Below are 15,513 nucleotides of genomic sequence, written 5' to 3'. Positions count from 1 at the left end.
CTCCGGGTCGCGCCGCTCGACACGGGCGGTGTACGCCTCCACCACGTCACGCGTCAGCGGAGCCATCGACCACCCGTCACCCGCGATGTGATGCAGCAACAGCAGCAGCGTGCTGTGCTCCGCGTCCGTGTCGAACAGCCAGGCGCGGAAAGGGATCTCGGTGGAGAGGTCGAAGGTGTGCCGGGCCGTCTCGCGGAGGGTGCGCTCCAGGTCGGTCTCGGGCACCGACCGCCGCTCCCACCGGAAGTCGGCCTCGTCGAGGTCCCGTATCAGCTGGTAGGGCTCGCCGTGCACGTCGGGGAAGACGGTGCGCAGCGACTCGTGCCGGCCGACGACGTCGAGCAGGGCAATGTGCAGTGCCTCGGCGTCGACGGTGCCGGTGAGGCGGAGGGCCAGCGGAACGTTGTAGGTCGCCGAGCGGCCTTCCATCCGGTGCAGGAACCACAGGCGGCGCTGGGGGAACGACAGCGGCACCACATCGGGGCGTTCGACGCGGGTAAGAGGGGCGCGCGCGCCGTCGGCGGCCGCTCCGGTGAGCCGCCCGGCCAGCGCGGCGGGCGTGGAGAAGTCGAAGATCTCCTTGATCTTCAGCTCCTCGCCGAGGGTGGCACGGATCCGGACGAGCAGCCTGATCGCCGTCAGCGAATGACCGCCGAGCTCGAAAAGGTCGTCGTGGGGGCCGACGTGGTCCCTGCCGAGCGTCTCGGCGAACAGGGCGCACAGCGCCTCTTCGCACGATGCCTTGGCGTCCAACTTCTCGCTCCCTCTTCTGACGGTGTCGAATCCGTGCTGCATCGGCCCGGGCCGGCTCATGGGCGGCCGTTCCGGCGGTCGGTCACTCGGTGGGGTGGGGCATGGGGTGGGATGCGGGAAGGGACGTGGGATGCGACGCGGCCTGGCGGAGCTTCTCGGCCACGAGCGGGCCGATCTCCCGCAGCGGTTCCGGGTTCATCATCTGGGTGTGCCGGTGGTTGAGCTTCTGGAACTCCACGGCGCCGGTGAGGTAGGGGTCCCATGTCCCTGGTTCGAGCTGGTGGTCGTTCTCGCCTCCGGTCGCGGCCAGGATCAGCGTCGGCGCGGAGACGGGCCGGGGCCTGTTGTCCAGGCCCAGGAGGGTGTGGTTCATGGTCAGGTGCATCATGGCGGCGACCTCGGTCTCGCCGAGGCCGGCCAGGGCGGAGTTCTTCGTGGTCAGCAGTTCCACCGTGGTCTCGTGGGTGAGCTGCTCCGCCTCCTCGTCGGTGAGTTCGATGTCGAAGAGGCCCAGCATGGCGCGGTGCACGTCGGCGACCCGCACCTTCGGCATCGACTCCTCGACCTCGCGGCGGCTGACCGGGTTCACCGGGAAGCAGTCCAGCAGCGCCAGCAGCGCGACCTGCTCTCCGCGCTCCTCCAGCAGTGCGGCGACGGTGTGGGCGACGACTCCACCGAACGACCAGCCCAGGAGGTGGTACGGCCCCTCGGGCTGGACGCACCGGATCTGCTCCAGGTAGTCCTCGGCCATCTCCTCGACGGACTTCGCCAGCTCTCCGCCCGTCAGACCGCGGGCCTGCAGCGCGTACACCGGGGTGTCCCGATCGAGGTACTGGAGCAGACCGGCGTAGGACCAGCCCAGGCCGCTTCCGGGGTGGACGCAGAAGACGGGTCGGCGGCTGCCCTGCGCGCGCAGCGGCAGGAGCACGTCGAGGGCGTTCCCGCCGCCGCCCGTCTCCAGCCGGGCGGCCAGCCCCGTCACGGTGGGCGCGCCGAAGAGGGTGCGCAGCGGCAGTTCCACACCGAGTACGCCGCGGATGCGGCTCATCAGCCGGGCGGCGAGCAGGGAGTGGCCGCCCAGGTCGAAGAAGCTGTCGTCGACGCCGACCCGCTCCAGCTCCAGGACTTCCGCGAACAGGCCGCACAACACCTCTTCGTGCGGGGTGCGCGGTGCGCGGCCGCGGCCGGCCTCGGCGAAGTCGGGTGCGGGCAGGGCGGCGCGGTCGAGCTTGCCGTTGGGTGTCAGCGGTATGTCCTCGACGGCCACGACAGCGGCCGGGACCATGTACTCCGGCAGCCGTTCCGCCACGTGGGCACGGAGAGCGCGCACATCCGGCTCGGCCGTACCCCACTCGGGCACGGCGTAGCCGACGAGCCGAGCGCCGCCGGGGCCGTCCTCGCGGGCGACGACCACGGCCCGCCGCACGGCGGGGTGCGAGCCGAGCACGGCCGCGATCTCGCCGGGCTCGATGCGGAAGCCGCGCACCTTGACCTGCTCGTCGGCGCGGCCCGCGAACTCCAGCAGGCCGTCGGGGCGACGGCGCGCCAGGTCGCCGGTGCGGTACATCCGCACCCCTGGCTCGAACGGGCTCGGCACGAATCGCTCCGCCGTCAGCCCCGGACGTCCGAGATAGCCGCGGGCGACCTGAGCTCCGGACACGTACAGCTCACCGGTCGTGCCGGGCGGAACCGGCCGCAGCCCGGCGTCGAGGACGTAGGCGCGCATGTTCCAGAACGGGCGGCCGATCGGCACCGGTCCGGACGGCTGCTCGGCGCCGGGCGCCAGTTCGAACTGGGCGCAGTTGACGGTCAGCTCGGTCGGGCCGTAGGCGTTGATCACGGTGGCGGCCGGATGCCGTTCCCGCCAGGCGGCGACGGCTTCGCCGGTCAGGGCCTCGCCGCCGAGGATCAGTGTCTCGGTGGGCGACCAGTCCACGGGCAGCTCCGCCAGGAGCGGCAAGTGCGAGGGGGTCGCCTTCATCAGTGTCACCGGGGAGCCGTCGGCCGGCTCCCGGCCGGGCAGTTCGCGGAGGCTGCTCAGATGGACACGGCCGCCGCAGGCGAGGGTGGTGTAGAGGGCGGTGACCGTCAGGTCGAAGGCGAGGGAGGAGTGCACCAGCGTGGTGCCGCGCGCGGCCGGGTAGTGCCGCACCGCCCAGGTGAGGTAGTTCGCCACCGAGTGGTGCTCGACCACCACGCCCTTGGGCCGCCCCGTGGAGCCCGAGGTGTAGATCACGTAGGCGGGGTTCCGGCACAGCAGCGGGGCCGTGCGGTCGGCGTCGGACAGGTCGTGCGACGGCAGTCCGGCCAGGACAGCCGCCGTCTCCGGGGAGTCCAGCAGCAGGCTAGTGGGGGCCGTCTCCGGGAGGTGCGGCGCCGCTTCGGTGGTGGTGAGCACGCACAGCGGCGCGGTGTCGTCGAGGGCGTACGCGAGCCGGTCGGCCGGGTGGTCGAGGTCGAGGGGCAGGTAGGCCGCTCCGGACTTCAAAACCGCGAGCATCGCCACCAGCATCGCGGCCGAACCGGGCACGGCCAGGGCGACGAACCGCTCCGGTCCGGCGCCCAGCGCGGCGAGGTGGCGGGCGAGCCGGTTGGCCCGTTCGTTCAGCTCCCGGTAGGTGAGGAGTGCGTCGTCGGCCTCGACCGCGACCGCGTCCGGGCTCGCCTCGGCCCGGTCCTGGAGCAGTTGCACGACGGTGGCCGCGGGCGTCTCGCGGTCGGTGTCGTTGCCTTCGTGCAGCGCTTGGTGGCGCTCGGCCGCGGTCAGGACGTCGATGGCGCGGACGGGCCGCTCCGGGGCTGCGACGACCGCCTCGGCAACCCGGATCAGGCGTTCGGTGAGCGCCGTCGCGGCGTCGTGGTCGAACAGGTCGGTGGCGTACCGGAGCTGTCCGGTCACTCCGGCCGGTGCGCCGTCGTCGGTGAAGTGCTCGCCGAAGGTGAAGTCCAGGTCGAACTTGGCCGCGCCGGTCCCGGCGTCGAGGGGGGCGACGTCGAGGCCGGGCAGCGTCAGGTCGGCGCGGTCGGTGTTGGCCAGCGACATCATGACCTGGAACAGCGGGTGCCGGGACGTCGAGCGGTCCGGGTTGATGATCTCCACGAGCCGTTCGAAGGCCAGGTCCTGGTGGGCGTAGACGGCCAGGTCGGTCTCCCGGACGCGGCCGAGCAGTTCGCTGAACGAGGGGTTCCCGGACAGGTCCGTGCGCAGTACCAGGGTGTTGACGAAGAAGCCCACGAGGTCATCGAGCGCTTCGTCGGTGCGTCCGGCGATCGGTGCGCCCATGACGATGTCGTCACCGGCTCCGAGCTTCGACAGCAGGACGGCCATGGTGGCCTGGAGCGTCATGAAGACACTGGCGCCGGAAGCGGAGGCCAGTTGGGCCAGTCCGCGGTGGACGTGGGCGGGCAGTTCGACGGTGACGGTCGCGCCCTGGTGGCTGGGCCGCTCGGGGCGGGGCCGGGTGGTGGGCAGGTTCAGTTCTTCCGGCGCTCCGGCCAGCATCTGCCGCCAGAAGGCCACCTGCCGGGCGATGGCGCTGTCCGGGTCGTCCTCGCGGCCCAGGGCCTGCTGCTGCCAGAGGGTGAAGTCGGCGTACTGGACGGGGAGGGCGTCCCACTCGGGCGAGCTGCCGGCGCAGCGTGCGGAGTAGGCGGCGACGAGGTCCTTGGCGAGGGGGGCCAGGGACCAGCCGTCGGCCGCGATGTGGTGCATCAGCACCAGCAGCACGCACGTGTCGCTCCCGCCCTCCGGCTCCTCGAAGAGCCAGGCCCGCAGGGGCGTCTCGGTGGCGAGGTCGAAGGCGTGGCACGCGGCGGCCTCGAGCGCCGCGGGCAGCTCGTCCGCGGCGACCGCGCGGGTCTCCCAGGGGACCGCGGCCCGGCCCGGGGCGAGCACCACCTGGTGCGGCTCGTCGTCGGTCTCGGGGAAGACGGTGCGCAGCGACTCGTGCCGTGCGGCGACGTCGAGCAGTGCGGCATGCAGTGCTTCCTGGTCCACAAGGCCGGTGAGGCGCAGCGCCAGCGGCATGTTGTAGGTGGCGGACGGGCCCTCGAGCTTGTGCAGGAACCACAGCCGGCGCTGTGCGTACGACAGCGGAACGAGGTGCGGTCGCGGCATCGGGACCAATGCGGCGCGGGCCCGCTCACCGTCGGACAGGTGCTGGTCGAGTCCGGCGACGGTCGGATCGTCGAACACGGTCCCGATGGCGATCTCCACCCCGAACACCGTGCGGATGCGGCTGACCAGACGGGTGGCCAGCAGGGAGTGGCCGCCCAGGTCGAAGAAGCTGTCGTCGATCCCGACCCGCTCCAGACCCAGCACCTCGGCGAACAGCCCGCACAGTGCGGTCTCCCGCGCGGTGCGCGGCGCCCGGCCCTGCTGGAGGGCGCGGTAGTCGGGAGCGGGCAGCGCCTGGCGGTCGAGCTTGCCGATCGGGGTGAGCGGCAGCCTGTCCAGCACCACGAAGGCGGTGGGGACCATGTACTCCGGCAGCCATTTGCGCAGGCCGGTGCGGAGTTCGCGGTTCAGTTCGACCGTGCGCCGGTGCGTGGCGGGACTGTTGGCGTGTGGTGCGGCGGCCCGGGTGGTGTCACAGCCTCGGTAGGCGGCCACCGGGGTCCCGGTGCCCTCGGGCCTGACGACTGCGTCGAAGCAGTCGTCGCGGCCGGAGTCGGCCCAGGTCGTGACGGCTTCCATGCCCAGCGCAGCGGCGAGTCCGTGCACGGCCTCCGGATCCAGGCCGGCCGGGGCATCCGCGTCCGGGGCGCCGCTTCCCTCCAGGGTCCGCAGCGCGAGGTGGTCGGCGCGCAGCCGGGCGTTGGGCACATCGGCCAGGCGTAGCCCGGCCGGGTGCGCGCGCAGCGCGGCCGACAGTCCCTCGGCGTCGGCGCCCACCGCCTCCCAGGTGAGCTCCGGCAGGCCGGTGACGGTCTGCGGGGAGGACGGGGTCTTGTGGACGACGACGTCGTAGCGGTAGCGGGAGAGCTCGTTGGCGTACTCGGCGCGCTTGAGGCGGATCTCGACCCCGCCGACGTCTTCGAGGGTCTCGCCGAGCAGCACGAAGAAGTCAGGTGCGAGCAGCAGTTCCTCCTCCTCGCTGATCCGCTGCTCCAGGAGCGCCTGGGCTTCCCTCGGTGCGGAGCCGGCCTCCGGGCGGTGGGAGACGACACCGGCCTGGAGATGGCGCAGCAGCCGCAGATTGCGGATGTCGCCGAGGAAGAGGGAACCGCCGGGAGCAAGCAGCCGCAGGCTCTCGCGGACGACCCGGGCCAGGTAGTCGGCGTGCGGGAAGTACTGGGCGACGGAATTGAGGACGACGGTGTCGAAGAAGCCCTCCGGAAGGCCGCTGGTGTCGTCGGCGGCCTGGGCGCGCAGTTCGACGCGCTCGGCCAGCTCGGGCCGCTCGGCCGTCCGTGCCCGCAGGCTCTCCACGGCGGCGGCGGAGAAGTCGGTGCCCCAGTAGGTGTCACAGTGCGGCGCGACCCGGGAGAGGATCAGCCCGTTGCCGACGCCCAGTTCGAGGACGTTGCGCGGGGCGAGCCGGAGGATCTCGGCGACGGCCGCGGAGCGCCACTGGTGCATCTCGGTCAGGGGGATCGGGGAGCCGTCGTAGCTGCTCGTCCAGATCCCGAAGTCCTCCCAGAAGCCGCCGCTGTCGGCCTGGTCGCGGTAGACCGACTCGTAGACCTCCCGCCAGGAGGCGACGCGGCGGCCGTCCTCCGCACCGTCGCTGCGCCGGGCCCACTCGTGGTCGGGAACGACGTAGCCGACGAGCTGCGGAGTGCCGGCATCATCCCGCACCAGGACGGTGGCCTCGGCGACGCCCGGCTGCCGGGACAGCACGGCCTCGACCTCGCCCGGTTCGATGCGGAATCCGCGTACCTTGACCTGGTCGTCGGCGCGGCCGACGAATTCGAGCCCGCCTTCGGCACGCCATCGGGCCAGGTCGCCGGTGCGGTACATGCGGGTGCCCGGAGCGCCGTGCGGGTCGGCCACAAAGCGCTCGGCGCTGAGTGCGGGCCGCCCCAGGTAGCCGCGGGCCAGGAACGGGCCCGCCAGGTACAGCTCTCCGGGGACGCCGTCGGGCACCGGGCGCAGCCGGGAATCGAGGACGTACACCTGGGCGTTGCGCAGCGGTCGTCCGATCATCGGCGGCAGCGGCGGGCCGGTCACCTCACTCGCGGTGATCCAGACGGTGGCCTCGGTCGGTCCGTACAGGTTGACCGCTCCGCCGCCCTGTGCGTGCAGTTGCTCGGCCAGCGAGGCGGACAGCGCCTCGCCGCCGACCAGGAGCCGGACGCCGGTCAGCCCCTCGGGGTCGTGGGTGAGGATCGCGCGGTACACCGAGGGGGTGCCCTGGAAGACGGTGGCGCCGCTGTCCCGGATGAGGCGGTGCAGGGCGATGGGGTCCTTGCCGACCGGGTCGGTGGCGACCTCGACGCTCGCACCGGCCAGCAGCGGGGCGTAGAGCTCCACGGCGGAGATGTCGAAGGTGAGGGTGGTGGCGGCCACCATGCGGTCGCGTGCGGAGAATGCGAGGCGGGCGCCGACGGAGTCGAGGAACTGGGAGAGGCTCCCGTAGGAGATCACCACGCCCTTGGGCCGGCCGGTCGAGCCCGAGGTGTAGATGACGTAGGCGGCATCGGCCGGGTGGACCGGCGCGTGCCGGTCGGTGTCGGTGACGTCGTGCGGCGGGCACTCCGCGAGCTGCCGCTCCACGCCCGGGTCGCCGAGGGTGACGACGAGGTCCGGCCCCGCCGCGGGCAGGTGTTCGCGGATGTCCGCGGTGGTGACGAGCGCGGCGGGTGCGGCGTCCCGGAGGACGTAGGCGAGCCGATCGGCGGGGTGTGCCGGGTCCATCGGCAGATAGGTCGCGCCGGCCTTCTGCACCGCCAGGAGCGCGGCGACCATGTCGACGGAGCGGGGCAGTGCCAGCGCGACCACGCTCTCGCGGCCGATGCCGCGGCCGAGGAGCAGCCGCGCCAGCCGGTTGGCGCGGCCGTTCAGGTGGCGGTAGTCGGCCGTCGCGTCCCCGGCGCGTACGGCGAGGGCTTGGGGGGTCAGCGCCGCCTGCCTCTCGAAGCGGGCGTGCGCGAGTGCCGCGGGGGCCGGCGCGATGGTGGCGTTGCGGTCCACCAGGGCCTCGGCCAGCTCCTTCTCGGAGAGCAGTTCGGCGTCGGCGACACGTACCGCAGGGTCGGCCGCCACCGCGCGCAGCAGGTTCTCGTAGAGCCGGGTGATCTGCTCGGCCGTGGCGCGGTCGAACAGCTCGGTGGCGTACTCCAGGGTTCCGCTCAGTCCCGCGGGCCGCCCCTCCTCGTCCTGCGCCTCGGCGAGGCTGAGGAAGAGGTCGAACTTCGCGTTGTCGCCTTCCAGCGGGTAGGGCGCAGCCTCGACGTCGTGCAACCGCTGCGTCGGTGCCGCCACGTTGTGGAGCTGGAACATGACCTGGAAGAGCGCGTTGCTGGCCAACGACCGGACCGGGTTGAGCGCCTCCACGAGGAACTCGAAGGGCAGGTCCTGGTGGGCGTACGCGCCCAGTGCGGTGTCCCGGGCGCGGTCGAGTAGTGCGTCGAAGCGGGGGTTGCCCCGAGTGTCGGTGCGCAGCACCAGGGTGTTGACGAAGAAGCCCACCAGGTCGGTGAGGGCCTCGTCGGTCCGGCCGGCGATCGGGACGCCCACGGGGATGTCGTCGCCGGCGCCGAGCCGGGAGAGCAGGGCGGCGAAGCCGGCCTGCACCACCATGAACAGCGTCGCCCGGGAGTCGGTCGCCACCTGCCGCAGGGCTGCGTGGAGTTCGGCGTCCAAGGTGAAGTCCAGGGTGTCGCCGCGGTAGTCGGCGACGGCGGGCCGCGGCCGGTCCGTGGGCAGCTCAAGCTGAGCCGGGATGCCGTCGAGGGCCTCCCGCCAGTAGGCGAGTTGCTGTGCCGCGAGGCTGTCCGGCTCGTCCGTCGCGCCCAGGAGCTGCTGCTGCCAGATCGAGTAGTCCGCGTACTGGACGGGCAGCGGCTCCCAGTCGGGCGCTGCGCCTGTCAGGCGGGCACCGTAGGCGCGGCCCAGATCGCGCATCAGCGGGGCACGGGAGGCGCCGTCGCCGATGATGTGGTGCATCAGGACGACGAGTACCGGGCCGGACTGCTCGACCGGTTCGGCTGCCGCCGTGCCCTCCTGCGCGGTCTCCGCGGAGGGCAGGAACAGCCAGGCCCGCACCGGGGGCGCGCTGTCGAGGGGGAAGCGGTGGCCGATCGCCTGCTGCACGGCCCGGTGCACCGAGGAGGCGGGCAGATGCTCCACGTCGAGGCGGACCGCGGCCTCGGACGGGTCGAGCACGACCGGGCGGGGCTCGCCGTCCGTCTCCGTGAAGACCGTGCGCAGCGACTCGTGCCGCACCGCCAGGTCGTTCAGCGCCGCGCGAAGTGCGTCCTGGTCGACCGCCGAGGACAGGCGCAGCGCGAGCGGCCAGTTGTACGCGGACGAGGGGCCTTCGAGCCGGTGCAGGAACCACAGGCGGCGCTGGGCGAAGGAGAGCGGGATCGTGTCCGGCCGGGGCATGGGCGCCAGCGGGGCGCGGGTGCGGCCGCCGGCGTCGAGGCGGGCGCTGAGCCCGGCCACGGTGGGTGACTCGAAGACCGCGGCGATCGGCACCTCGGCGCCCAGGGTGGCACGGATCCGGCTGATCAGCCGGGTGGCGAGCAGCGAGTGCCCGCCCAGGTCGAAGAAGCTGTCGTCGACCGTCACCTGCTCCACGCCGAGGACCTGCGCGAACAGCCCGCACAGCAGCTCCTCCTGGGGCGTGCGGGGAGCGCGTCCGTCGCCGAGCGCGGTGAAGTCCGGGGCGGGCAGGGCCTGCCGGTCCAGCTTGCCGTTGGGGGTCAGCGGCAGCTCGTCGAGGACGACGACCGAGGCCGGAACCATGAACTCCGGCAGTCGGCCGGCGACATGCGCGCGCAGCGCGGCGACGTCGGGAGAGGAAGGCCCGGCGGCCGGTACGACGTAACCGACCAGGCGGGTGTCGTCCCGCTCCGTCCCGCGGGCCACGACAGCGGCCTGCCCCACGTCGGGGTGGTCGAGCAGCGCGGCGGCCACCTCGCCCGGCTCGATGCGGAACCCGCGGACCTTGACCTGCTCGTCGGCGCGGCCGGAATACTCGAGCTGGCCGTCGGCACGCCATCTGGCCAGGTCGCCGGTGCGGTACATGCGCGCACCGGGCTCGAAGGGGCAGGCGACGAAGCGCTCGGCGGTCAGGCCGGTGCGGCCCAGATAGCCGCGGGCCAGCTGGGCGCCGGAGATGTACAGCTCGCCGACGGCGCCGGCCGGCAGCGGATTGAGGCGCGCGTCGAGCACGTAGGCCCGCATGTTCCAGAAGGGGCGCCCGATGGGGACGGCTCCCGCGGGGAGCTTCTCCTTCGGGCCGATGCGGAACTCGGTGCAGTTGACGGTGGTCTCGGTGGGCCCGTACGCGTTGACGACGATGACCCTGCGGTGCGCGGCGCGCCACTCGGCCAGGGCCTCGGCGGTCAGCGCCTCACCGCCGAGGATCAGCATCTCGCCGGGCGACCGGTGCTCGGGCAGTTCGCTCAGCATCGGCAGATGCGAGGGCGTGGTCTTGGCCAGCGCCACCGGCACGCCGCCGCTCCCGGTCGGCACGTCTTCCAAGGCCGACAGGTAGACGCGTCCGCCGACCACGAGAGTGGTGTAGAGACCGGTGACGGTGAGGTCGAAGGCGATCGAGGTCGGCACCAGCGTGGCGCCCCGGGCCGCCGGGTAGTGGTGCGTGGTCCAGTTGAGGTAATTGGCGACGGCGCGGTGTTCGACGACCACGCCCTTGGGCCGGCCGGTCGAGCCGGAGGTGTAGATGACGTACGCCGGGTGCTCCATCTCGACGTCGACCTCGGGATCGGTGTCCGGCTCCCCGGTCAGGTCGCGGGCGAGCGCTTCCCCGTCGAGCACGAGGGCGGGCGCCGCATCGCGGAGGATGAGCTCGCGCCGGTCGCGCGGATACTCGGGGTCGACCGGAACGTAGGCGCCGCCGGACTTGAGCACGGCCAGGACGGCTACCACCATCTCCACTGACCGCGACAGCTCCACCGCGACCCGCTTCTCCGGCCCCACACCCTGGCCGATCAGCCAGTGCGCCAGCCGGTTGGCGCGACCGTTCAGCTCGCCGTAGGAGAGCGACTGCTCACCGCAGACCAGTGCCACCGCGTCGGGACTGCGCCGCACCTGCGTCTCGAACAGCTCGAAGAGCGTCGCCTGCGGCACCTCGACGGCCGTGTCGTTCCAGGTCGTCAGCAGCTGTCCGCGCTCCTCCTCGGCCAGCAGCTCCACCTGGCCGACGGTCAGCGACGGGTCGGCCGCCACCTGCTCCAGCAGCCGCGTCCACCGGTCGAGGACGCTGCGCACGGTGGAGCGGTCGAACAGGTCGGTCGCGTACTTCACCGCGCCCACGATTCCCGCGGGCGCGCCGGATCCGGTGTGCCGCTCCAGCACGTTCACCGACAGGTCGACCTTGGCGGTCTCGATGTCGACCGGCTCCCCGGCGACGTCCAGACCGGGCAGCTCGAACGCTCCGGTGGGATTGTCCTGCACCACCAGCATGACCTGGAAGAGCGGGTGGTGCGCGGACGAGCGCCGCGGGTTGAGCAGCTCCACCAGGTGGTCGAAGGGGACGTCCTGATGCGCGTACGCGGCCAGGTTCGTCTCGCGTACCCGCTCCACCAGCTCGCGGAAACTCGGATCACCCGAGGTGTCCGTGCGCAGCACGAGGGTGTTCACGAAGAAGCCGACAAGGTCGTCGAGCGCGGTGTCCATCCGTCCGGCGATCGGCGACCCCAGCGGGACGTCCGTGCCCGCGCCCAGCCGGGTGAGCAGCGCCGCCAGCGCCGCCTGCACGACCATGGGCACCGTCGCGCCGGTCTCGCGGGCGAGGTCCGCCAGCCGCTGGTGCACCTCCGCGCTCGTCGCGAAGTCGAGGGACGCGCCCTCGAAGGAGGCGGCCGAGGTCCGGGAGCGGTCGGCGGGCAGGGCGATCCGCTCGGGAAGTCCCGCCAGTCGTCCCCGCCAGTAGTCCACCTGTTGCGAGTACAGGCTCCCGGGATCGTCCTCGGCTCCCAGCAGCTCCCGCTGCCACAGCGTGTAGTCGACGTACTGCACGGGGAGCGGTTCCCACTCCGGTGCCCGGCCCCGGCAGCGCTCCGTGTAGGCCGTCACCACGTCGCGGGCGAGGGGGCCCATGGACCAGCCGTCACCGGCGATGTGGTGCAGCAACAGCAGCAGCACCCAGTTGTCGGGGCCGATCTCGAAGAGCGCGGCCCGGAACGGCACGTCACCGGTCAGGTCGAACGTATGGCGGGCTGCCTCGTCCAGCACCGTCGGCAGCTCCGCCTCGGTCACCTGCCGGTGCTCCCAGCCGAACGCGGCGTCGGCCGGGTCCAGGACCTGCTGCCGCGGCTCACCGTCGGCCTCCGGGAAGACGGTACGCAGCGACTCGTGCCGGCCGACCGCGTCCTGCAGGGCCGCCCGCATCGCCGCCGGATCCACGCTGCCCCGCAGCCGGAGCGGCAGCGGCATGTTGTAGGTGGTGGACGGGCCCTCCAGCTTGTGCTGGAACCACAGGCGGCGCTGCGCGAAGGACAGGGGCACGCTCTCGGGGCGGGGCATGGGGGCCAGCGCGTCACGGGTGGGACCGCCGAAGTCCAGTGCCTCCACGAGCCCTGCCACCGTGGGTGCCTCGAACAGGATCCGGAAAGGGATCTCCACGTCGAGCTCGCTGCGGACCCGGCTGACCAGCCTGGTGGCGAGGAGGGAGTGGCCGCCGAGTTCGAAGAAGCTGTCATCGATCCCGACCTGCTCCAGATCCAGGATCTCGGCGAACAGCCGGCAGAGCGTCTCCTCCTGCGGGCTGCGGGGGCCGCGTCCCGCGTCGCCGGATCCGGCGTAGTGGGGTGCGGGCAGGGAGTTGCGGTCCAACTTGTCGTTGGGTGTCAACGGCAGCCTGTCCAGCACCACCACCGCCGACGGCACCATGTGCTCGGGCAGCCGCTCGGCGAGGTGAGCGGTCAGCGCCTCCGGATCGGGCGACGCGGCGCGTTCCGTACCGTCCGGTACGACGTAGGCGGCGAGGCGCTGGTCGCCGGGTGTGTCCTCCCGGACCAGGACGGCCGCCTGCCGCACTCCCTCATAGCCGGCCAGCAGCGACTCGATCTCGCCGGGCTCGATGCGGAAGCCGCGCAGCTTCACCTGCTCGTCCGCACGCCCCGCGAATTCCAACTGGCCATCCGCACGCCACCGCACCAGGTCACCCGTGCGATACATTCGCGCACCCGGCTCGAACGGAGAGGCGACGAAACGCTCCGCGGTCAGGCCGGAACGGCCCCCGTATCCGCGGGCCAGGCCCGCGCCCGACACGTACAACTCACCCACCACACCGGCAGGTACCGGCCGCAGCCCGCGATCCAGCACGTGGACGCGGGTATTCACCACAGGACGACCGATCGGCGCGTCGCCCTCTCCCGGCTCGCCGCTCATCGACACGCACACCGTCGACTCCGTCGGCCCGTACGCATTCACCACCCGCCGGCCACCGACCGACCACCGGCCGATCAACTCCGGCGGCGCCGCCTCACCCGCCAACACCACCGACTCCAACAACGGCAACCCGGACTCCGCACCCACCGGCACCGCACCCAACACCGACGGCGGCAACGTCACATGCGTGACCCCCTGATCGGCCACCACCCGGAGAAAGTCCTCCCCCACCAGACGACCGCCCTCCGGCACCACCAAAGCGGCACCGGACCCGAAAGCCATCACCAGCTCCCAGAACGCCGCGTCGAAGCTGGGTGAGGCGAACTGCAGCACCCGGCTGCGGGCGGTGACGCCCAGCCCCTCCACCTGGGCACGGGCCAGGCTGGCCACACCACGATGAGAAACCACGACGCCCTTGGGCCGGCCGGTGGAACCGGACGTGTAGATCACGTACGCCGGATGCGCCGCCTCCACAGGCACTCCGGGGTCGGTCTCCGGGAAGTCCGACAGGTCCTGCGCCAGCTCCTGCGGCCCCAGCACCAGCAACGGAGAAGCGTCCTCGACCATGAACGCACGCCGCTCGACCGGATACTCCGGATCCACCGGCACATACGCACCACCCGCCTTCACCACAGCGAGCACCGCGACCACCAACTCCACCGACCGCGGCAACTCCACCCCCACCAACACCTCAGGCCCCACACCACGACCCACCAACCAATGCGCCAACCGATTCGCCCGCGCATTCACCTCCCCATACGAAAGCGACCGCTCACCACACACCAGAGCCACCGCATCCCCGCCACCCCGCACCTGCTCCTCGAACAACCCCGCAAGCGACACCTGGGGCAACACCCTCGCCGTGTCATTCCACCCGGCAAGCCGCCCCCGCTCCCCCTCAGACAGCAACTCCACCGCACCCACACACAACGACGGATCCGCCACCACCTGCTCCAACAACCGCACCCACCGCGCCAACAACCCCTCAACCGACACCCGATCGAACAACTCGACCGAGTACTGGACGGCCGTCACGATGCCGCCAGGAGCACCGTCGTCGGTGTGCCGCTCCACCACGTTCAGCTCGAGGTCGGCCTTGGAGACGCTCAAGTCGACCCCGTCCACCGCGACGTGGAGGCCGGGGAGTTCGAAGGAGCCCTCCTGCGCGTTCTGGAGTCCGAGGATGACCTGGAAGAGCGGGTGGTGGGAGGTCGAACGGTTCGGATTCAGCAACTCCACCAGATGCTCGAAGGGCACGTCCTGGTGCGCATACGCCGCCAGACTCGACTCCCGCACCCGCCCCAGCAACTCCTCGAAACTCGGGTCACCCGAGGTGTCCGTCCGCAGCACCAGCGTGTTCACGAAGAAACCGACCAGATCGTCCAGCGCATCATCCATACGCCCCGCGATCGGCGACCCCAGCGGAATGTCCTCCCCCGCACCCAACCGCGTCAGCAACGCCGCAAGACCCGCCTGCAACACCATGAACACCGTCGTGTCCGACCGCCGCGCCAACCCGACCAGACCCCGATGCAGCCCCGCATCCAACTCGAAGGCGAGAGAGGCGCCCTCGTGCGAAGCGACGGCCGGGCGGGGACGGTCGGCCGGGAACGTCACCTGCTCGGGAAGATTGGCCAGTTGGTCACGCCAATAGGAGACCTGCTGCGCGTACACGCTGTCCGCATCGTCCTCACTGCCCAGCAGCTCGCGCTGCCACAGTGCGTAGTCCGCGTACTGCACCGGCAACTCCGACCACTGCGGCACACCACCCTGCGCACGCGCCGTGTACGCCGCCACCACATCCCGCGCCAACGGACCCATCGACCAGCCGTCACCCGCGATGTGATGCATCAGCAGGAGCAGGACACACTCGTCCTCTCCCACCTCGAAAAGCCACGCACGCACCGGCATCTCGGAGGCGAGGTCGAAGGAGTACCGGGCCTTCTCGGCCAGGAGGTCCGGCAGCTCCTCCTCCGTCACGGAGCGGTGGTCCCAGCCGAACGCGACATCGGCAGGGTCGAGCACAACCTGACGGGGCTCGCCGTCCCACTCGCGAAAGACCGTGCGCAGCGACTCGTGCCGAGTGGCGACATCGCGGAGCGCCGTGTGCAGTGCGTCCGCGTCGATGCCGCCTCCCAGCCGCAGGACGAGGGGCATGTTGTAGGTGGCCGACGGGCCCTCCAGCTTGTGCAGGAACCACAGACGACGCTGCGCGAACGACAACGGCACCGCCT

The 15,513-nt window shown here is 71.9% G+C and carries 1 protein-coding gene and 1 pseudogene; both read right to left on the bottom strand.

The window, feature by feature from the left end; all coding sequences use genetic code 11:
* A partial coding sequence (locus ACFYMO_RS31530) for a condensation domain-containing protein (RefSeq protein ID WP_388550890.1) occupies positions 1–813 on the bottom strand: 813 nt, incomplete at its 3' end.
* Positions 814–835: 22 nt separating this feature from the next.
* Positions 836–15,508, bottom strand: a pseudogene (locus ACFYMO_RS31525) (amino acid adenylation domain-containing protein); the annotation flags it as partial.
* Positions 15,509–15,513: the final 5 nt, after the last annotated feature.

This window comes from Streptomyces sp. NPDC007025 (assembly GCF_042869455.1).
Lineage (GTDB): Bacteria > Actinomycetota > Actinomycetes > Streptomycetales > Streptomycetaceae > Streptomyces.
The sequence above is the reverse complement of the archived record's forward strand: the minus strand, read 5'-3'. Positions and strand labels throughout refer to the sequence as shown.